General features: G+C 36.4%; 26 protein-coding genes. 19 read left to right on the top strand and 7 right to left on the bottom strand.

All coding sequences use genetic code 11. The features are described 5' to 3' along the window. Nucleotides 1-110 precede the first annotated feature (110 nt). The 8 genes from EP737_RS02145 (at nt 111) to EP737_RS25345 (ending at nt 7,452) form a co-directional block, all read left to right on the top strand. Nucleotides 111-1,103: a beta-ketoacyl-ACP synthase III gene (locus EP737_RS02145; RefSeq protein WP_129726275.1), complete on the top strand. Its 993-nt coding sequence runs from the start codon at nt 111-113 to the stop codon at nt 1,101-1,103. Further along, nucleotides 1,093-2,256, top strand: a complete 1,164-nt coding sequence (locus EP737_RS02140; RefSeq protein ID WP_129726274.1) for an ATP-grasp domain-containing protein — start codon at nt 1,093-1,095, stop codon at nt 2,254-2,256. The genes EP737_RS02145 and EP737_RS02140 overlap by 11 nt, the downstream gene beginning before the upstream one ends. A 2-nt stretch (nt 2,257-2,258) precedes the next feature. Next, a complete protein-coding gene (locus EP737_RS02135) occupies nt 2,259-3,269 on the top strand; it encodes an NAD-dependent epimerase/dehydratase family protein (protein WP_129726273.1) in 1,011 nt (336 codons plus the stop codon). Further along, a complete protein-coding gene (locus tag EP737_RS02130; RefSeq protein ID WP_129726272.1) occupies nt 3,241-4,092 on the top strand; it encodes an MBL fold metallo-hydrolase in 852 nt (283 codons plus the stop codon). Before EP737_RS02135 ends, EP737_RS02130 begins: the two co-directional genes overlap by 29 nt. Beyond that, nucleotides 4,085-5,410, top strand: coding sequence for a F390 synthetase-related protein (locus EP737_RS02125; RefSeq protein WP_129726271.1), 1,326 nt, complete (start codon nt 4,085-4,087; stop codon nt 5,408-5,410). Before EP737_RS02130 ends, EP737_RS02125 begins: the two co-directional genes overlap by 8 nt. A gap of 8 nt (nt 5,411-5,418) precedes the next feature. After that, on the top strand, nt 5,419-6,567 hold the full coding sequence (locus EP737_RS02120) for a peptidogalycan biosysnthesis protein (RefSeq protein ID WP_129726270.1): 1,149 nt from the start codon (nt 5,419-5,421) through the stop codon (nt 6,565-6,567). A gap of 450 nt (nt 6,568-7,017) precedes the next feature. Further along, complete coding sequence (locus EP737_RS02115; RefSeq protein ID WP_129726269.1) at nt 7,018-7,281, top strand: hypothetical protein; 264 nt, start codon at nt 7,018-7,020, stop codon at nt 7,279-7,281. Nucleotides 7,282-7,305: 24 nt separating this feature from the next. Continuing rightward, on the top strand, nt 7,306-7,452 hold the full coding sequence (locus EP737_RS25345) for a hypothetical protein (RefSeq protein WP_165350670.1): 147 nt from the start codon (nt 7,306-7,308) through the stop codon (nt 7,450-7,452). Between the two features lie 366 nt (nt 7,453-7,818). Here EP737_RS25345 and speD read toward each other — a convergent pair whose 3' ends face one another. After that, nucleotides 7,819-8,646, bottom strand: a complete 828-nt coding sequence (gene speD / locus EP737_RS02110) for an adenosylmethionine decarboxylase (protein ID WP_129726268.1) — start codon at nt 8,644-8,646, stop codon at nt 7,819-7,821. A 253-nt stretch (nt 8,647-8,899) separates the two neighbouring features. Here speD and EP737_RS02105 point away from each other — a divergent pair, with 253 nt between their 5' ends. Beyond that, nucleotides 8,900-9,262 carry a P-II family nitrogen regulator gene (locus EP737_RS02105; protein WP_129726267.1) on the top strand — a complete coding sequence of 121 codons (363 nt, stop codon included), beginning with the start codon at nt 8,900-8,902 and terminating at the stop codon, nt 9,260-9,262. An 83-nt stretch (nt 9,263-9,345) separates the two neighbouring features. Further along, entirely contained in the window at nt 9,346-9,645 is a 300-nt protein-coding gene (locus EP737_RS02100) for an ATP-binding cassette domain-containing protein (protein ID WP_129726266.1), read from the top strand. 240 nt (nt 9,646-9,885) lie between these two features. On the opposite strand, the gene EP737_RS02095 is transcribed toward EP737_RS02100, so the two are convergent. Then, entirely contained in the window at nt 9,886-10,107 is a 222-nt protein-coding gene (locus EP737_RS02095) for a hypothetical protein (RefSeq protein ID WP_129726265.1), read from the bottom strand. 318 nt (nt 10,108-10,425) lie between these two features. Between EP737_RS02095 and EP737_RS02090 the strand changes: the two genes are divergently transcribed. The 8 genes from EP737_RS02090 to EP737_RS02060 all read left to right on the top strand — a co-directional run bounded on the left by EP737_RS02090 (nt 10,426) and on the right by EP737_RS02060 (nt 15,298). Further along, nucleotides 10,426-10,782, top strand: a complete 357-nt coding sequence (locus tag EP737_RS02090) for a GrpB family protein (protein WP_246040151.1) — start codon at nt 10,426-10,428, stop codon at nt 10,780-10,782. A 292-nt stretch (nt 10,783-11,074) separates the two neighbouring features. Then, complete coding sequence (locus EP737_RS02085) at nt 11,075-11,431, top strand: hypothetical protein (protein ID WP_129726263.1); 357 nt, start codon at nt 11,075-11,077, stop codon at nt 11,429-11,431. 135 nt (nt 11,432-11,566) lie between these two features. Further along, nucleotides 11,567-11,959: a PRD domain-containing protein gene (locus EP737_RS02080; protein WP_129726262.1), complete on the top strand. Its 393-nt coding sequence runs from the start codon at nt 11,567-11,569 to the stop codon at nt 11,957-11,959. A 272-nt stretch (nt 11,960-12,231) separates the two neighbouring features. Then, nucleotides 12,232-12,399: a hypothetical protein gene (locus EP737_RS25340; protein ID WP_165350668.1), complete on the top strand. Its 168-nt coding sequence runs from the start codon at nt 12,232-12,234 to the stop codon at nt 12,397-12,399. 335 nt (nt 12,400-12,734) lie between these two features. Next, complete coding sequence (locus EP737_RS02075; protein ID WP_129726261.1) at nt 12,735-13,487, top strand: class I SAM-dependent methyltransferase; 753 nt, start codon at nt 12,735-12,737, stop codon at nt 13,485-13,487. A 152-nt stretch (nt 13,488-13,639) separates the two neighbouring features. Beyond that, on the top strand, nt 13,640-13,846 hold the full coding sequence (locus EP737_RS02070; RefSeq protein ID WP_129726260.1) for a hypothetical protein: 207 nt from the start codon (nt 13,640-13,642) through the stop codon (nt 13,844-13,846). 555 nt (nt 13,847-14,401) lie between these two features. Further along, complete coding sequence (locus EP737_RS02065) at nt 14,402-14,635, top strand: competence protein CoiA family protein (protein WP_129726259.1); 234 nt, start codon at nt 14,402-14,404, stop codon at nt 14,633-14,635. A gap of 24 nt (nt 14,636-14,659) precedes the next feature. Further along, nucleotides 14,660-15,298: a macro domain-containing protein gene (locus EP737_RS02060; RefSeq protein WP_129726258.1), complete on the top strand. Its 639-nt coding sequence runs from the start codon at nt 14,660-14,662 to the stop codon at nt 15,296-15,298. A gap of 48 nt (nt 15,299-15,346) precedes the next feature. Here the strand turns inward: EP737_RS02060 and EP737_RS02055 are convergent, their stop codons facing one another. Beyond that, nucleotides 15,347-16,000: an NAD(P)-dependent oxidoreductase gene (locus EP737_RS02055; RefSeq protein WP_165350667.1), complete on the bottom strand. Its 654-nt coding sequence runs from the start codon at nt 15,998-16,000 to the stop codon at nt 15,347-15,349. A 350-nt stretch (nt 16,001-16,350) separates the two neighbouring features. Here EP737_RS02055 and EP737_RS02050 point away from each other — a divergent pair, with 350 nt between their 5' ends. After that, nucleotides 16,351-16,692, top strand: coding sequence for a YmaF family protein (locus EP737_RS02050; RefSeq protein ID WP_129726256.1), 342 nt, complete (start codon nt 16,351-16,353; stop codon nt 16,690-16,692). 80 nt (nt 16,693-16,772) lie between these two features. Here EP737_RS02050 and EP737_RS26160 read toward each other — a convergent pair whose 3' ends face one another. From EP737_RS26160 to EP737_RS26780, 4 genes are all read right to left on the bottom strand, one after another. Continuing rightward, complete coding sequence (locus EP737_RS26160; RefSeq protein WP_246040150.1) at nt 16,773-17,117, bottom strand: DUF1259 domain-containing protein; 345 nt, start codon at nt 17,115-17,117, stop codon at nt 16,773-16,775. Between the two features lie 11 nt (nt 17,118-17,128). Continuing rightward, the gene (locus tag EP737_RS26155; RefSeq protein ID WP_246040148.1) at nt 17,129-17,281 is read right to left on the bottom strand and encodes a hypothetical protein; all 153 of its coding nucleotides are present in this window, start codon (nt 17,279-17,281) and stop codon (nt 17,129-17,131) included. 647 nt (nt 17,282-17,928) lie between these two features. Then, nucleotides 17,929-19,533: an MDR family MFS transporter gene (locus tag EP737_RS02040; RefSeq protein ID WP_246040146.1), complete on the bottom strand. Its 1,605-nt coding sequence runs from the start codon at nt 19,531-19,533 to the stop codon at nt 17,929-17,931. Between the two features lie 94 nt (nt 19,534-19,627). Then, a complete protein-coding gene (locus EP737_RS26780) occupies nt 19,628-19,852 on the bottom strand; it encodes a MarR family transcriptional regulator (RefSeq protein WP_425455827.1) in 225 nt (74 codons plus the stop codon). Between the last annotated feature and the right edge of the window lie 812 nt (nt 19,853-20,664).

The raw sequence follows: 20,664 nt of genomic DNA, 5'->3' as shown, positions 1-20,664 counted from the left end.
GAATTGAATGGATTGGGTCTATTTATAGTCATTGAAACACATCAAAAAACAACCACTTTTTTGGTAATTGTATATAATGGAGTTATGAATGTAGAAAAGGAAGTTGAATTATGAGACGTAACATCAGAATAGTAGGTATGGGCATGTATTTGCCAAAAAGAAAGGTAACCTCTGCGGAAGTAGATGCTATCATTGGTACGAAAGAGGGCTGGTCAGAAGGTAAAACCGGGGTCAAAATACGGTACTACGTAGATGGAGAAACTTCATCTTTTATGGGTGCGGAGGCAGCTAAAAAGGCGGTGAAGGATGCTGGACTTACATTTTGTGATATTGATTGTATTATTTCTGGCAGCGGAACAGTACAGCAGGCAATTCCTTCTACAGCTTCCCTTATTCAGGAACAATTGGGACTTCAGCATTCGGGAATTCCATGCTTTGATGTAAACTCCACTTGTTTGAGCTGGGTAACAGCACTTGATATGATTTCGTATGCGATTGAAGCAGGAAGATACAAAAACATAGTATTAGTTTCTTCAGAAATTTCTTCTGTGGGATTAAACTGGGGACAGAATGAAAGCAGTATATTGTTCGGAGATGGTGCCGTTGCTATGGTAATTTCAAAATCGGCAAGTGGCACTGCTGGCATTATTTTTTCCCATATGGAGACATATAGTGCTGGTGCGCATTTGTCTGAAATTCGTGGGGGCGGTACTATGATTCATCCAAGAGGATATAATGAAGAAACAAAAGAGGATTTTTTATTCGATATGGATGGCCCGGCTATATTCAAGTTATCTTTGAAACTTCTTCCTGACTTTGTAGAAAAGGTATTTCAAGGCACAAACCTTTCTCTAGACGATGTTTCCATGGTTGTCCCGCACCAGGCAAGTGGTCCTGCTATGAATTTGATTCGAAGAAAACTTGGAATCTCGGAAGATAGATTTATGAAAATTATTGAGAATTATGGAAATATGATTTCCGTATCTATTCCGCTGGCTTTTTACGAAGGGGTAAAACAAGGAAGAATTAAGCGTGGAGATACAGTATTCCTATTAGGCACATCAGCTGGCTTGTCCATTGGAGGAGTTTTGCTTGAGTACTAGTTGTGAACCTAAAAACATTTTGGTTACTGGTGCTCGAGCACCAGTAACTTTGCATTTATGCAGACTGCTGCAATCTCAAGGCTTACAAGTGTATGCTGCGGACAGTTGCTCTTATGCGGTAACAAAGGTGTCAAATGCGGTGAAGAAATTCTTGCAGGTCCCTTCCCCGAAGTTTGAGACAGCCTTGTTTGTTCAGACCATGACAAAAATAATTGAAGACTATCATATTGATCTGATTATTCCTACTTGCGAGGAAACATTTTATATTGCAAAGTACAAGGAATATTTCGAATCGTACTGCAGTGTGCTAGTAGATGATATCGACACATTAAATGTACTTCACAATAAGGCTGAATTTATCCGTTTTACAAATGAATTCGGGTGGGATGCGCCAGTTACAATAGAAACGGATGGTTCCTTTTCCTATCAAGAAAAAATAGAACAGCTTCATATAAAAGAGTTTGTCTTGAAACCAGTATATTCCCGTTTCTCAGATAGCGTTCGATTTGTTACAAAATCAGAGTTATTATCGCAGGAAAAGCCTTTAGGGGTAGGGTGGCTCATTCAAGAAAAGCTAGATGGAACTCAATATTGCTCTTATACAATTGCAAAAACCGGCAAGCTTCTTGCCCATTCTGTATATCAAACAGAATTTACAGCTGGTCTTGGGGCAACCATTGCGTTTCAACATACAGAATGTGATCCTATTTTTTCATTTGTTTCAATACTCGTTGAAAAGCTGAAGTATTCTGGTCAAATTGCTTTTGATTTTATCGTAACAAAGGATGGTAAGGTGTATCCGATTGAATGCAATCCAAGAACAACCAGTGGGTTACATTTGTTTTCCAGCGATATTGTTTCTGTATTTGTAGGAACAAATACAGAAGATGTGTTATTTCCCAATAAAGAAACAAAAATGGCTCTTACTTTAGCTTTGCTCTTATACGGAGGTTCGTTCCTGCGGGATGTAAAAGTTAGAAAGCGTTGGTTTCAAGTGATTACTTCCCATCGGGACATTACCTACTTACATAGGGACAAAAAGCCGTTTTTTTATCAATTTTATAGCGTATGTAAACTTTGGAGAGAAAGTAGAAAGAGAAACATCTCCCTATTGCAGCAAACAACGTATGATATTTCCTGGGACGGTGAATAAGTATGAGGATGTTAGTAACAGGAGCGACTGGTTTTTTAGGAAAAAAGCTGGCACTTAGGCTGCATAGCTTAGGTTATGAGGTAACAGCAATTGGCAGAAATACAGAGATCGGAAGCGATCTTGAGAGGGACGGCATTACATTTATCCCTTGTTCCTTAGAAGATAAAGCGGCTATCGCGTCCGTATGCAAAGATAAAGATTATGTGTTTCATAGCGGAGCGCTCTCTTCTCCATGGGGGAAATATCGGGATTTTTACCTTTCGAATGTCATTGGTACAAAGAACGTCATCGAAGGAAGCAAACACGCCGCTGTGAAACGTCTTATCCATGTGTCTACACCAAGTCTTTATTTTTACTATAATGGGAGACAAAATGTGAAAGAAACGGATTCTTTACCGAGGACATTTGTAAATCATTATGCCCATACTAAATATTTAGCGGAACAAGAAGTAGACGCTGCTCATCGCGAGGGGTTTCCTGTTATCACTATTCGACCAAGAGCTTTATTTGGCCCGGGGGACAATGCTATTCTTCCTCGTCTCATCAAGGTATGCGAAAAAGGTATGTTCCCAAAAATTGGAGGTGATGAGGTTTTAATCGATCTTACATATATAGAAAATGTTGTAGATGCTTTATTACTTTGTATGGACTCTCCGACATATACATTGGGACAAAAATATAATATTACAAATGGTGTGCGTGTAAATCTCTATTCTGTAATTGAAACTGTCATGCATCGTCTCGGGCGGGAGTTTCGTTATAAACATATTTCGTTTCGAAAGGCTTTTATGATAGCGAACGTGTTAGAGCTGCTTTCCAAAACCATATTGTTTGGCAAAGAACCGCTTCTTACCAAATATACAGTAAGTGTGTTGTCAAAAAGTCAAACGTTGGATATTAAGAAAGCAACAACTGAACTTGGCTACCTTCCAAGGGTCAGTATAGAAGAGGGAATTCAACACTTTGTAGAATGGTGGAATACACATGGGCATTACGAGACTAAAATTATATGAATGCGGGTATTGTACACACCCTGAAAGAATTGCATATGCGAAAGGCGGCTGGAAGCAGGTGAAGTTTCCTGCGATTGTTGCCTTGCTTCATCATGATAAATATGGGTACATCTTATTTGACACAGGATATGCGAGGCACTTTATGGAGGCAACAAAAGGCTTTCCTTATTCTATATACGCCAAATTAACGCCTGTCTTTTTTCAAGAACAACAATCTATTAAAAATCAGCTTCTCCAGGATGGCATATCACCGGATGAAATTCGCTACATCATTTTATCTCATTTCCATGGCGATCACACGGCAGGGCTGAAGGATTTTCCTGATGCAACTATCCTAACATTTCATAAAGCATATGCGGATATTCAGGGCATTAGCAAGTTTGCGGCCTTACGAAAGGGCTGCTTGCTAGATACCCTTCCCTCTAACATAGAGGATAGGATGAAACTTCTTGACCAGCAGGCTTCTGTAGAGCTCCCGTCTCAGTTTTATCCCTTTATTGCCGGGCATGATGTGTGGGGAGATGGTACAGTATTTGCAGTAGATGTGACAGGACATGCAATTGGACAATTAGGGATATTCGTTACGCTGACGAGCGGAAAGCAAGTTTTCCTCTGCGCAGATGCGGTGTGGCTAAGCAAAACGTATCAAAATTTAATTTATCCAAGCGCAATTGCCAATATCTTAACTGCTGATGTAGTTTCTTATCAAAAGAATATTATGAAGCTTCATCATTTAGCAAAGCAAAATTCTGAGTTGGAAATATTGCCTACGCACTGTGAGTACACATGGAGAAAGATTCAAGAAGGTATCGTGTATGAATAACTTGAAAATTCTCCAAAAATACATCGAAACTAAGTACAGGACCGGACTTAAGATAGAGGAGCAGCTGCGAAACTTTCAAAATGCACGAATAGCAAAGCATATGCAGTTTGTGCTGCAACATTCTGTTTTCTATAAAAATATGTATCAGCCATATATGAATGAAGTTTCGTCGCAACAATGGGAGCAGCTTCCGATTATTGATAAAAAAATCATGATGGAACACTTCGATAGCTTAAATACAGCAGGGATTACAAAAGAACAAGCATTCCAGGTTGCATTTGAAGCAGAGCGTACACGGAATTTTTCTCCTACGATTCACAATATCACAATTGGATTGTCTTCCGGTACAAGTGGAAATAGGGGGCTATTCTTAGTTTCGGAAGAGGAACGTTATTTGTGGGCGGGGAGTATCTTAGCAAAGGTTCTTCCCTCTAGCATTTTAAAGAAGCAAAAGATTGCGTTTTTTTTGCGAGCAAATAGTAATCTGTATGAAACAACGAAAAACAAACGGATTTCATTTCACTTTTTTGATCTATTGGATTACTTTGAAACTCATATCAAAAGGCTGAACGAAATACGACCTACTATATTGATAGCTCCACCTTCTATGCTGCGTAAAATTGCGGAATGGAAAGAGGAGGGACACATACATATAGCTCCTAAAAAGGTTATATCAGTAGCAGAGGTTCTTGAAGATCTTGATAAAAAATATATGCAATCTGTCTTCGGACAGGTGATGCATCAAATTTATCAGTGCACAGAAGGATTTTTAGCTACTACATGCAAACAAGGAATTCTTCATATGAACGAAGACCTTGTCTATATAGACAAGGAGTACGTAGATAAGGGACGAGGGATATTCATTCCAATTATTACGGATTTCAGTCGTAAAACACAACCCATTATTCGTTATCGTTTAAATGATCTGTTGATTGAAAAGAAACAGCCTTGTTCCTGCGGATCACCTTTTCTTGCTCTAGAGAGAATCGATGGTCGATGTGATGATGTCTTTATAGGGAGAGGAAAAACAACCGCCAAAGAGATTAGTTTGTTTCCAGATTTTATTCGAAGGGCTGTCATGCTGGCAGCCGCCGATATTGAAGAATTTAAAGTTATCCAACATCCCAATCTATTCATTGAAATAAAATTAAAGATAAAAAGGGATGACAATAGGTCAAGCATTGAAAATGCTGTAGGTGAAGAACTGTACCGTTTGTGGAGGGATGCAGGGTGCGAAAGACCGACAATTTTTTATTCGGAATATGATATACTGCCCTCTGAAAAAAAGCTAAAGCGAATTGAAAGGATTTTAAGTTGAGGTGTTATATGCATATCAAACTCCATGACAAATCCACCTTGCATGAAATTGATTGGTCCACCAAACAGGATGGTCACTATATAAGAGATTATTTTACCCCTATTCTTAGGAATGGAGCAAAGTACTTCATACAGAATGTCAATACAAAGACATATATGTTAGAAGTGGATCACTTACTTCTGCCTCTGACAATAAATGATGAGGAATATGAAAATTCGTATGTTTGTTCTCCTTATACCCATTATATTTCTTATGCAAAAGAGGAGCTTTGGGAACTTAAGAATCCCTTATTAGAGAAGCTTTTGTTACTTCCGATTCAGATAATGGGGCACTGGTTTAAACGGAGTCAAATCAACAAAGTAGTTATAGTAAATAATTGGTTTTTATCTACAAACCTATATCATCAGCTGACTCATAAGCAATTAGAACACATCGCTCTATTCTTGAAAGAAAAATTCCCTGCGCATGCAATTATGTTTCGTTCATTGAATCGCCGTTTATATCCTGAGCTTTTCTCATGTCTTTCCGGATTAGGATTTTGTCCATTATTTGCTCGTTCTGTATACCTTTGTTATCCAGAAAAGCTGCAAAAAATGAACCGGAAATCTCGAAAGGATTTGAATAATGACAGACGATTATTAAGAAACAGCGGCTATGAAATCTTAAATCAGAATGCTCTTACTGAAGATGAGATAAAAATGGTAAGAAAATTATACAATCAGCTGTATATAGAAAAATATTCAGAGCATAACCCTATTTTCACGGAAGAATATTATTTAAATGCTTTCAAGCATCATTTATTGGAATACAGGGTGTTGAAAAAGGATGGGAAAATAGATGGTGCCATTGGCTTTTTTACGAGAGACGGGATCTTAACAACTCCGATCCTAGGTTATAATACGTCGCTTGATAAAAGGAAAGGGCTTTATCGCATGTTGTCTTACCTTATTCTTGAAGAGGTCGTTCAAAATAACTATATAGGTCATTTTAGTGCAGGGGCTGGTCGATTCAAGAGAAGCCGGGGGGCGGAGCAGGAAAATGAGTACAGTTTTGTGTATGTACAGCACTTACCAAAACATCGAAAGCATATATGGAAAATCCTATGCTTCATTTTGCAAACAATCGTCGAACCGTTAGCTCGTAAATCGGGATTTTAATAATGGATGGGTTTCTAGGAGATGAAAGTGACATAGAGAGAGGAAAGCAGGATAAAAGTTAAAATATAAAATGAAGCTTATGGGCTGCCGGTATTCCGGCAGCTGTATTAATTGTCGAATCAGCAACTAAAAATAAAAGGAAAGGGAGGTAGAAGGCATAAGTATGCAGAAACACATAATTTCATTCACCGTAATAATTTCATAAAACCAAAAAAACAAAAAATCGTAAAAAACAAAGGATCAAGTGTTTTTTCATAAAGAAAATTTGCCGATTGGCGAGCCTTGGGCGAAGACAAAGACGTAGTTGTACTTATACTGTGTTCCTAAAATTTCCGGCCACGTCGAATTCACTTCTGGCTGGAAATTTATACTTTCTTACAGTGTAAAGAAAAAAGAATTTGAGCAAGCTATATCTGTGATATTAGATCAAATGAAAAAGGTGATATTTTTATGGCAGATTTTCTAGAGCCCATTCAATACGAAACAGGTACATCTATTCAAACCTTCAACATTATTGAAACGAGCGTTAATGCTGATGGATACGAGGTCCTTTTGAATATTGACTTGGACAGCGGTTATGAATTAGAGAATGTAAAGCTGAAAATTACCTTTGAAGACTTGGCCGCATACGAGACAAATGATATTCAAGAAGGAGTGAAATGTGCTTTAGGGTTCTTTGACAACTCATTGAACGATCATCATGAATCATTGTAAAACAAACAGTAGGAGGAAATAGAAGTGAGGAAGGAAGAAACAGTCACACCAAGAGATCGGATAGAAAATAATACTGATAAGAAGTTTACAAAGACTCCATTAAAAGATACTTTAAAAGATAAAAGCAATATAAAAGATTACGACAGAGCCTGGGAAGATGATCGTCTTTAAGAAGGATATCCTTCAGCATCGGAAATTTTTATCAAGATATTTCTAACAATAACTTGCTGTATTACGGCAAGTTATTGTTTTGTTAAAAAAGTAAAATAAGGATATAATACCGCATATTTTCTCATTTTATTAGAATTCTCATATAGCGAAATAGTTTATCGGATTAAAAAGGATTCCTAGTATTGTCAAATCAATAAAGAAAACTCGCCGATTGGCGAGCTCTACTTATACTGTATTTCTAACATTCCTACTACGTCGAATGAGCTTTCAGCTAGGAATTTATACTTTCTTACAGTGTAAATGTAAAAACAAATAAACACACTATTTTGTATGTTTATTTGTTTCAACTTTTTCGGTGAAATTGTATTAATGCGGTCTTATTGACCCAGGATTTATATTTTTCCCATAAAAAATTTCGTTCATTTCTTGTTGCAGTTTGCTTGTTATGTTCTCCATTTCCTTAGCGCTTAACGAGTTTTTTGTATATCCAAACAAATAATGATCTAGGTCGAATTCCCGAAGTTTGCATTTAGTGTGAAAAATGTTTTCTTGATAGATATTCACATCAATCATGTCATATAAATGTTTTATTTCTTCCGGTATGTAATTTTGAATTGAGCTAATATTATGATCAATAAATAATTTATGGCCTCGTATATCTCTAGTAAAGCCGCGAACGCGATAGTCAATAGTCATAATATCTGCTTCAAATGAGTGAATCAAATAATTTAGAGCTTTAAGTGGTGAAATTTCTCCACACGTAGACACATCAATATCAGCTCTGAACGTACTAATACCATCTGTTGGATGGTACTCTGGATAAGTATGAACGGTGATGTGGCTCTTATCTAAAGCTAAAACTACAGATTCGGGAAGAGGGCCAGGTGACTCTTCGAATGATTCAGTTGGCACTTCCACAATGGGACCTTCTGACACTAATACAGTAACACTTGCTCCCTGCGGTACATAGTCTTGCTTAGCGATATTCAAGACATGCGCGCCGATAATATCTGATACATTTCTTAAAATGTTTGTTAGTCTATCTGCATTGTATTGTTCATCTATGTACTCAATATAAGCTGCACGTTCTTTTTCGTTTTTGTACCAACATACGTCCCAAAAATTGAATGAAAGTGTTTTTGTCAGGTTGTTGAAATCGTGCAATTCAACATGCTGTTCCGGCTGCCAGCTCATGTTTTACCCTCCTTAATCTTAGCGTTTCAACACGTTTAAAGGTATTTTTATGGTGCCCATCCTAGAAAAAAACACACATATCAATTTGTTTCTGTTGTTACAATGCGTCTATTTGTTACAATTGTAACTTATACTATAATTAAAGTGATAAACATTTTCATGCTTATTCGTGTAGAGAGATCACTCGGACTTCATAGTATATCGCATGGCAAAAAAATGTGTCATAAATAAAATTTGTAAAAAAGGTGATTGTATGAGTGATAAGTTAACAAAAATTGAGATTATTACACGCCCAACTAAATTTGATGAACTTAAACAAGAGTTAGCAAAAATTGGCGTTAGCGGTTTAACAGTTTCAAATGTGCTTGGATGTGGCTTGCAAAAAGGTTTTACGGAATTATATCGTGGTATCAAACGTGAAGTAAACATGCATGAGCGCATTAAAGTTGAAATTGTTGTATGCAAAGTACCTGTCCAATCTGTCATTGATACTGCACGCCAAGTATTAAACACGGGAAAACCCGGGGATGGGAAAATTTTTGTATATGAACTTGCAAATGCTATAAAGGTTCGGACCGGTGAAGAAGGTTGCGACGCGCTGCAAAACGAGAACTAAAGCCGCGATAAGACTTACAGACAGTTGTGTTACAGAGGAAAATAAAAAACGGCAGGGATGTTTCCTTTGTCGTTTTTTATTTTATGATATGGAAAATTTTGTGTATTCTAGGCATAATACTGTTATTGAGGATTTTTATTGGATTAATCGGCAGCAACGGCAGTGGAAAGACAATCTGGATGGAGCTGCTTGCAGGTCTTGTTCGGCAAACAGAAGGCGAGATATATGTAGACGGAAAGAAGATTGGCAGGAAAACAAAGGCGGTTGTTTCGTATTTACAAGACAATCCTAGCTTTGACGGTTGGATGAAGGTTGAGGATGCTCTTCACTTTTATGAGCTTTTTTATCTGGATTTCGAGATGGGTCGATGCTTGAGGAAATGAAGAAGATAAAATCTCCTCTCTTTCAAAGGGAGCAAAGGAAAAGTTATATGTTATCGTTACATTGGCACGGAGAGCAAAGCTGTATTTACCTGATGAATCGCTTGGGGGCATTGAAAAAATTAGCTGTTGATTCAAAAACGTAAAACAGAGGAGTGTAAATATAAAATTTCAAGAACGCACACGTAGTATAACTAATATGTGCGTTCTTTGTGTTTTTGTATCTTACTCTTAACCAATCACTTACCTTCTTTTTTTCTTCGAATTATCTACAGTAGTAACTTTACTTTTGTTAACGTTTTCTAAGATAACTTGCACATGAATATTTTTTTCATCAATATTAGTAACAGTTGAAACTGTGCCTTTACGACCTTTAATCGTTAAAGCCTCACCTACAGCTGGGACACGTTTAAGAAACTGACTCAATAAAGGATTTTTATTCTCAAAAAAATAAACATTAAACATTTTGGTCTCACCTATTTCATGTGGTATGTGTTACAGAAAAATGCTTGTAGTGCATTCTTCATATAAAATATATGATTATAGTTCGATTTAGACCAAATTACCGCTATAAAAATTTTAAAAAATGATACTGTTCTTAAAGACACTTTTCGCAACCTGATAATGTGATGGTGAAAGATGGCATGATCCAGAAAAATGGGAAGAAGATATGGAGCGCCAATATACTTTAGAACGAGCAGATTGGAGGTTCTGCTCAACTTTCATGTTAATTTTAAGTTTTATTTAATAATCGTATTGAGCTTATTTACAATCAGAAATAAAATGCAATTTTTAGAGGAGAGTAAGGTTGATAGCTTTAAAACAGCGATGATTTCCATTGGTTATGAATCTAAGGGGGAAAACGGGATAACTGGACGGCGATACTTCCAAAAAGGAGGAGACAACAGAACTCATCATGTACATATTGATGAATTGGGCAATTCTCAAATTGAACGTCATCTTGCATTTCGAGATTATTTGCGGGCACATCCAAATGATTCGAAAAAGTATGGAGACTTAAAAGAGGAATTGTCACAACGTTTTCTTTATGATGTTAACTCCTACATTAAAGGAAAAGAACAATTCATATTCAAGATTGAACGAAAAGCTATAACTTGGTATCAAAGTTTAAGAACATAACTTATTTACTTCCATCAATGCTAATTGTGTGAACACAACACCCTTTCAGATTGTTTAACTGAAGGGATGTTGGCAGTTTTCTAGACACATTGATTCTTTGCGCCCAATATGAACTCCCAACTTTACTAAAGCACGTCAAGCTGAGTGGGGAAAGTGATCCATTAGGAATCGTGCACCAAACGACAACGTTTACATAAAGTTAGATTAGCATTTACAAATATTCTTATGGTTCTACACAAATGACATCTAGTATATAGTATGTATGCAAAGTCATTTTGAGGAGGTATAACCTATGCAACTCGAAACGTTGGTTATATACAAAGAAGCTGAAGAGATGTTTATTGATGGATGTGTAGAGGCAATCTTACAAAATGATACAAGTCAGACACATATTTTGCAATTAATTGGGGATCGCCTTGTGTATAAAAAGGAACTCGATTTTGAAGAAAGTACCTGGGTTCCATCAATTATGAAAGGGGAAGTTGCAGATATACTTTACGTCTGTGTATGCAGCCAATCCATGATTGCATATCTTCATCATAAAATGATACAAAAAAAGGCTTTAAGCAAGGAAATAAAAGAATGTGTAGAACACTTTCTTATTGCAATGAAACAAGCTCTTGCCTATAGAATCATAAATAGGCATTAATCATGTTGGAAGAAACATAGTATCTACTCCTAAATAAGAATAAGCAAAGAATTATCTCATATATGTTTAAATAAGAACATAATGGAATTGCAGCATAATATGGGTATTCTTTTTTCTTTATAAGGAGTGTTATCTATGTTTTTCATTCCATTCCAAAATACAATAACCAAATTCATAAATTCCACTGAACACTTATCACAGGTTCAAATGTACCTGCCTTTCATTATTTCGCAAACAGAACTTCAACTGCATAGAATCATTCATGAAGCAGATATCGTTAGTCTTTCTTATGTAAGCCATGTTTGCAGATTAATTGAAAGAATATGCAATAATACTATGATACAAGGAAAACCTTGGTTTCAGGCAGCTGCTCTTGAAATAGACTATAATGGATACAAAGAAATCGCTACTAATATCTTCAAGCAGTTTTTCCCTAATATTACTTTATCTGAAGCAGAGATAAGTTTCCTTGTTTTATATTTTCATCGTTTACAAACAACGTCCGAAGGCATAATAATCAATTCGTAGGATAGTCTATTCGTCTTATATGGTACGTTCTAAGATTCGGAAGGAGCTTATCCTTTCTTTTTTTGTCCTTTAAAATTTTAAAGCAATCGTTGTTATTGGGTCTACTGACAAAACGGATTAGAGGATTAGACCGTTATGACCTAGGAGTACATAGAAAATGGTACATTGTACGTAAAAGCTAATATGCTTGCTTACAATATAAATGGCGCCCACGCTGTTCCATTACCTTCAGAATATATTAGAGTAAATGGGAATTGACGGAGGGGCCGATTATGGACGAATTGGAAAAGAATCAACAAATGAGCACAGATGAAAGACCTCTTGTTCATCCGAAGGCAAAACAGAACGTAAAAGAAATTGTTTGGACTGCTATAGGCTTGACAGGAATTGGAGTGGTTTTATACAGTGTCGAAAAAATTTATGAATTATTTATAAAGTAGTTGTCGTTCGACAGAATCTGTAAAATATTGCTGTGATAGGGATGTATAGCGGATTAAAAACGGTGAAGGTACAACTTCTGACCGTTTTTTGGCTTTGGCAAGAGAAGAACTCTTACTTTGAAGAAAAGGAATCCTAACTCCTAAACCCTTTTGCGGACCATATATGCTAATGGGCAGGAGACTTTAATAATAATAGAGAACATATTGATGAAATAAGGGTGTTGTTTATGACAGCTCCTTTTTTTGTTCTTAATTAAGTAAATGAGATAAGTTCGCTGGATGAAAAAAGGGGCACACTTCAACTATTTTTAATGATGCAGAGGGGAGTTTGGGGGATGAAACAAAACATCTATGATAATCCCACCTTTTTTGAAGAATACAGGAAATTACGTGACTCTGGGATTAATTACAATAATTTTGTTGAACAACCAGCATTCAAAGAAACCTTACCAGATCTGACAAATAAAAAGATATTAGACTTAGGGTGTGGTATGGGTGAGTTCACAAGGTACTGTGTAACAAAAGGGGCAATAGAGGTAGTTGGGGTAGATATTTCTAAAAATATGACTGATGTTGCAAGACAACACAATTCATATGCTGAAATCAGCTATATAAATAGCTCTATAGAAGAATTAGAACTACCGATAGGTTATTTTGATGTAGTGGTCAGTTCCCTTGCGCTTCACTATATAAAAGATTACAGCGATGCGATAAAAAAGATAAATAATTATTTAAAAAAAGGGGGGACATTTATTTTTTCTACAGAACATCCTATTGTTACAGCAAGAAAGAAAATGGACGGTTGGATAACAGATGAGAATGGAGATACGCTGTACTTTCCGGTGGATAACTACCAAGAGGAAGGGGAGCGCACACAATTTTGGTATATCGATGGAGTGGTGAAATACCATCGCACATTCTCCACCCTTATCAATCAATTAATAATAAACGGATTTCAGCTTGAACAACTTGTAGAACCAGTTCCCATAAAAGCAGGGTTAGATGCTATGCCGAAGATAAAAAACGAACTAAGAAAACCATCCTTTTTAATTGTAAAATCTACAAAACTTGAAGGGCGGGATAATTAATGTCTTAAACTAAAATCTAAGCTGTATCGACAACTCCTTTTCAGTTAGTTTTCTTATAAAGTAACTCATAATAAGAATAAAAAAATTACATTAGGGAAGTATGGTTGTCAGAATGTAATTATTGTTGTTCATTGAAAAGGAGTGGATTGAATATGAGAAGATATCGAAATGTGAATACTGGTGCTATCTTGACTGAACAGGAGCTACACGAACTACATTTAAGGGAATACGAAGAAATGTGGGGGAAGATAAAAGATAATTTAGAATATCATGCACTTCAAAATAAAAAAGAAGATTTTATTACATATATGTTTGAAAATGATTTAGATTTCGATTTTGAAGAGATTGAAGAAGCTTAGTAAAAAAGGGTGGGGGTTGAGATGAAATCTTGGCCCCTTTTTCTGTACAGTATGTTATAAGTCGGGTTTTATATTTATGTCCTATCCCGTAAGATAAAAATCTCTATGCTTCGCACGCTTTATCATATATTAAAAAAATAAATTCAGAGTATAAAGTCGTTATTTTTCTCATTTTTATCTTAAATAGTTATATTAGTAAACTTTAATTTATTTAAAATTAATAAATCATAGATGCTGTCCTTTAGCATGGCCTGAGATAAAGGTACTTCACTTATTTACTGTTGTGCACTTTTTCTGTTATATATTCATAGCTGAAAGTCTCGATGTTTTCGGGGCTTTTTATTTTTTATGTTGTGAATTTCTTTAAATCTGTTTTTCTCATTCAGTCTTCGTATTAATAGTTTTAATTGGAAAAGGTGAATAAGGTGACCCCCTACATAATATTACCAATTTTAATGGAGGATGATAAAATATTACATATAGTATCTTAGCTTATATTTCCATTAGTAGAGAAAGAAAATTTATTCTACGACTATATAAAGGGAGTGGATGATTTTGCAAGAAGCGTTATATGAGGGCAATCACTTTGATTTAAGAGTGTACTTAGAATCAAAATCCGATACCAAAGATGAAATTGAGCAGCTCAAAAAGCGAGCTGAGAAAGGCGCTTTTCGCTGTCCTTACTGTGATGAAACCCTTATTGTAAAATCCGGCGATATTCGGGAAGAACATTTTGCTCACCGCCACTCAAAATCATGTGAAGTCAACTGCTCTTGCTTCTATTACTAAGTTGTAGGGAAGGGGGAAGATATTATGCCATTAGAAATCGTCCGCAATGATATTACAAAGATGGATGTAGATGCGATTGTGAATGCCGCGAATACATCACTGAAAATGGGTGGTGGTGTATGTGGTGCTATATTTCGTACGGCGGGTATCGATGAACTGCAAGAAGCATGCGATAAAATCGGTGGATGCAGGATTGGACAAGCAGTTATTACCGATGGATTTAATTTGGACGCAAAATTTATCATTCATACACCAGGACCTATTTGGCAAGGTGGTTCAAACCAAGAAGCAGATTTGTTAAAGGCATCTTACTATAATTCTTTAGAGCTAGCAAAAAATTATCAATGTGAGTCCGTCTCTTTTCCATTGATTTCGACTGGTATATACGGTTATCCAAAAGAGGAAGCATTGCAAATTGCGGTTTCCACCATCAGTTCATTTTTATTACATCACGATATGCTCGTTTATTTAGTTGTTTTTGACAAAAAATCTTTCGTTTTAAGCAAAAAGTTATTTGCATCTATCAATCAATATATTGATCAGCATTATGTAGAGGAAGCAGAACGCACTTTTAATGGCATTAGAAGAAAAGAACGATATGTAATGGAGCACACTGGTGTCAATTTACAGAAGGGCTTGTCAATTTTACAAAAATGCTCTTAACTTACTTTAAGAGCATTTTTGAAGAAAGATCCATATTTTAACATTTCTTTATTTCGTGTCTAGATTCCTCTGACCATTATAATTACTAATAACAATAGTTTGTCTTATGGATGTTTGATCATCAACCAGCTTAAGCATAAGTTCTGCAACATCTGCACGTGATATCTTCGGGATTACTCCTATGTCAATGTTCTCCCCGAATTGATAGGTTGATGACTTCAGTTGATTTGTTAGTATTACTGGATGAATCAATGTCCAATCTAAATTACTTTGTTTTAAATACTTTTCCCCCAGAGCTTTATCATCGAAAGTTTTCTTTAAAAGTGTTTTATAAATAACTTTAAGTAGAATTGGTACCTCAGTAATGCTTTTATCCACGCCAAATGCCGACATGATAATGACTCGTTTACATGCACTCATTTCCATTGCATCGACGATGTTTTTTGTACCTACGGAAAAGACATTTCCTTTAAGTGATTTACCATTACCTAGAGCACTAATTACCACACCATGTCCTTGTACTGCATTCAGTACTCTTTTCGTATCTAATACATCTCCAGTGATGATGTTTAGTTTTGGATGACTGATAGGTAACCTGTCTGAATTCCTAACGAACGCTGTCATTTCATATCCTAATTCGAGACCCTGATTAACAATCTGTTGACCAGTAGGTCCTGTTGCTCCAAAAACTAGTATCTTCAAGCACACCCCTCCCACAATAGTTTTAGTAAGTTGGATCATTCAACGGGCATCGTAGGTCTCAAATAAACGCCCTCGTTTCTATACAAATTTTTAGGAATAAAGATCTAATTGTGCAAACCTAACTTACTTTCACTGAAACCTGCGAACAGAATAATCATAACACACAACAATAAAGTGGACCCATCGTCAAAATACGGATCTTAAGAAATTAATAACTTCTGCTTTTGAGCATTATGGTGATTTCGCATGTATAGGATACACAAGTGTGAAAAAGACGCTGTTAAGAATCATCTTTTTGCTCTAAGCATATAGTTTATAGAATTAATCTTTATGTACAAGAGGTGAGTAGATTGAATAAAAAAGTAGGGAAAGATGATTTTGTTTCTGGATTCGTACCACATCATAACCATGGATCTGTTGATTATACATCCGTAGAGAACGGCCATGTGCATCAATGTTTGGATGTAACATCTCCACCAATTCCGACACAGGATGGGGGTCATATTCATTATACGGAGGGGTCTGTTGTATTTGAAGATGGACATACCCATCATTATAAGGCGTATTCAGGACCAGCTATTCCTGTTGGAAGTGGAATGCACGTTCATTATTACGATTTTTATACAACTGAGGATAATGGACATAGACACCATGTAAAGGGAGTGGATCATCCTGCTCCAGGAAATAAATAAGAATTCTAATCTATAATATACAAAAAGAAAACATCAGAGGGGAAATCCCTCTGACGTACAGTTTGCCTCTGATAGTCTGACTACGCTTTTAATACCCTAAATGCTTCTCTTACTTTTTTGGCAAAAACTAATGGTGGTTCAACGGATTCAAAGTGCATATACATAGCACGTGGCTCTTCAAATAACCAGTGATTATGAAGGGCTGTAACGATAATATTTTTTTCTCGAAGTTCAGTTAATAATGGATTAACTTCTTCTTGTAAAAGAACTGTTTCTCCTAAATTTAATGCATTGCCTCTGCTATCTAAGCCCTCAAATGAGAAAAATTGAGGATTAACTAGCGGAGATTCCGTTCTACGTCCAAGAATAGTAAAATTGATGTCGCGAAACTTTTGTACTAAACATACTCCCTTCGGAGTAACCATTCCTGACCCACCTAAGATTCTTGCAAACTCATCACATAATTGTGCTTTAGGTAGCTGCCGACTGGATTGGTTTGAGTAACGATCGGCATTTGAATAACGATCGTTATTTGAATGACAATCAGTGTTTGAACAATGACAGGTATTTGAATGATGGTTCTTATCACCTATATATTCCCAACTGTTTGAATACATAAAATGCCTTCCTTCCGTACGTGGCAGAATTATTCAGCTTGTTTTCGCTAATTATAGTATTCAGGTTGTACGAGATGAGCCTGGACGATATACTTACTCTTAATACCAAAATTTTATGATTTGGGGACTTCTTTCAGAGGGTCCATAAAAAGTAGGTACTTCCTGAATAATTTATTGCAAAGGGATGACATTAATAAAGGAACCTACATGAAATCCCATAGTTGATCTTCTGAAATGAAGGAAGCAAGGGATTTAGTGCAGTGTTAACTGAGGTAGGAACATTAAGATAAGAATGAATTTAAGATTAAGAGCACCCAGGTGCTCTTAATCTTATTTTGGGAGGAATATTTAGGTAAGACGATGATGACTGAATACTTGCGCCGGTAAGGATACAAAAGGGAAATGGAAGTGTCAATAATAAGGAAGGTGTAGGAACGCATCCGCTTTCTATTCTGGGTTATATAAGGAAGTGAAAATATTTTTTCAGGTTCTGCTACATACATTTTTTGTTGATGTAAAGCTAGTACCTTTAGCTAAATTTATTTCAATTCTCAAAAGAATGAATGGGTAGGAGATAAAGTATGCAAATAGATACTTTTAATTAGTCTAACAACTCATTTTAGTGTTCCCTTGAGGATTCCGACTGAAAATATTCCCTACCTTTAAGTTTAACCTCTGGTAAAAAGAAGGTTCCGATGAGGCTAAGAATGGCGAAAATTAATCCAACCATGAAAAGGCGTTGAATACCATATGTTAACGAAGCCTTCACCGCATCCATAAATTGAAGATACATCTGATGCCCCGCAGTACCAAACATATTAAATTGAGCAGTAATTGCATGTTGTGCTTCAGAAGTCAAAAGTGCTTGTGGATTTAGTTCAACCAACTTACTTTTTAACTGTTGCAAAGAAGCTGGCAGCGTCTCGTTAAACTTTTCATTGAATGATTTGTTTAGAATGGAACCAAAAATGGGTGAGGCAATCACTCCTCCAAGTGAACTCACGAATTGCTGTGTTGAGTTCACGGTACCCATCATTTTGTAAGGGAACGCATTTTGAACAACCATATTCATAAGTGGCATCAACGAGCCGATTCCAAGTCCTAGAACAACCATGTTACAAGCAACTGATATCCATGTTGTATGGGTATTCATTTGATTCAATAATATGGAGCCCACCACTATCACCGCACCGCTTATCCGTGCAAGGTACTTATAACGACCTGTTTTAGACATGACTTGACCTGAAACGATGCTTCCGACTATAAAACCAAGCATCATCGGCGACATTACCCAGCCGCTGCTTTGTGCATTGAGTCCAAGTACTCCTTGAACAAAGACAGGCAAGAACATTAAGCTTCCAAACATTGTCATCCCAATCAGGAGTCCTAAAATCAACGACATACTAAAAATACGATTCTTAAACAAGGACGGTGCAAGTAGTGGATCTTCCGTCTTCCGCTCCCATAAAACAAAGAGTAAAAGGACAATTAAACCGCCAATAAAGAGCATTATTTCAGTTGGTGAGCCCCAGGCGTATTTAGTACCTGCCCACGTAAAACCAAGTAAAATCGGGATTAATCCAATGACCAAAATAATAGAACCGGGCCAATCTACCTTTACCCTATGTTCTGCCCGTACTTTAGGTAACGTTATAGCTACGCCGATGATAGCGAGTATTGCGAACGGCAAATTAATATAAAACACCCATCTCCATGAAAATGTGTCCGTAATCCATCCGCCCAGTGCTGGACCGATAATGCTGGATAATCCAAACACAGCCATCATAACGCCCATCCATTTCCCTCGTTCTTTTGGCGTAAAAATGTCACCCACTGTGGCACGTGGCATACTCATCATGGCACCGGCACCAATACCTTGAAAAGCACGTGCCCAAATTAGTTCAGTCATCGTATGTGCCTGCCCTGATACCGCAGATCCGATTCCAAACATTATAAGACCAAATAAATAGAACGGCTTACGCCCGAAAACATCTGACAGCTTTCCATAGATCGGAATTGTCACAGAAGAAGCCATCATATATGCCGTGAATACCCACGCATATAAATTTAATCCATGTAAATCCCCAATAACAGTGGGCATTGCGGTTGATACAACTGTCTGGTCCATTGATGAAAAAAACATCGTCAAAAGGACCGTTGCAAGTGCCCACCACTTTTTTGAGCCTGTTATTTGGTTCGTCGTTTGTACTTCTTGCTTAGCCACTAGCTATTCCCCCTTATTCTACAATTCAATAACTCTTCAATCTGCATTATCTGATAAATGAGGAATATTTCTTTCAGATACTGGATAAAAGAATCTAATTCATTAGGATCCATCTTTTTAAAGCAATGTTGCATGATTTTTTTCTTATTGCTAAAAAATGATCCGATTTTTCTTCACCAGTATTAGTTAACTTAATAATGTCAACCCTGCGATCCGTTTTATCCTTTGATCCGGTAACAAAACCTTGGTTTTCCAATCGATCAAGCATAACTGTGATAGCACTTGGAGCGACCTCCTGTTCCCGACAGCTTTGACACACTACATTGGTGTTCTTTTCGGATTAAATGCAACATAAAAATCCGACATCCGTTGACCCTAATTGGGCGTGATTAATAAGCTGTGGACCCAGGTTTTTCATCAAGATAATCAAAGGTTTATCAAAGCGCTCCATCAAGAAGTCAAGATTTTGGCTTATAAAGTCCCTCTTTTATTTTTTGTTGTTTAAATATTAAGTCGTATAATTTTTAATATTATGAAATTTTCAACTTCAAGATTTAAGTCCATACTAGTAAAAAAACAATTCACATCTTACTCATTTATTGGTAAAAAATTAAATCCTGTTTTTTTAAATTTTGGGATTGGGATGCCAAACACATATTATTTGTTAAAGGTATTCCTTTAGCTAATGATTCGCAGGGACTGTAAGATCAAAATGTCTTTCCTATTTATGATTAAAAAAATCATTTTAACCTTGGATAGTAAAAAAGGGGCACCACTTTGGATGAGTGTTCTGCAATCTATACATCATTAAGAATGGACTCATCAATGTAACCAAGCAATAAACCATTGCTTTATGAATTTATTTTTAAAGCGGTGATAAGCGGTGATAATTGGAAAGTAAATAAGAAACCCATTTACAATCGGGATGGTCTGAATGTTGTCTATCAATCCTTATACAATTGCAAAAGTAAAATTATTCTCCCTTACATCTGTCCTCTGATCAGTTCCATAAGATTCTTTTCAGGTGATTCCTCCATACCTTGGAGTAATTCATCTATAAGTTAAGATGGTTTTTTTGACACCCCTTTATTAGCCAGATGTTTTATCATATGCATGATTTCTTTATCAATG

This window comes from Ectobacillus funiculus, assembly GCF_004138295.1.
GTDB classification, from domain to species: domain Bacteria; phylum Bacillota; class Bacilli; order Bacillales; family Bacillaceae_G; genus Ectobacillus; species Ectobacillus funiculus.
Note: the sequence above shows the minus strand (reverse complement) of the source record. Positions and strands in the feature narration are given on the sequence as shown.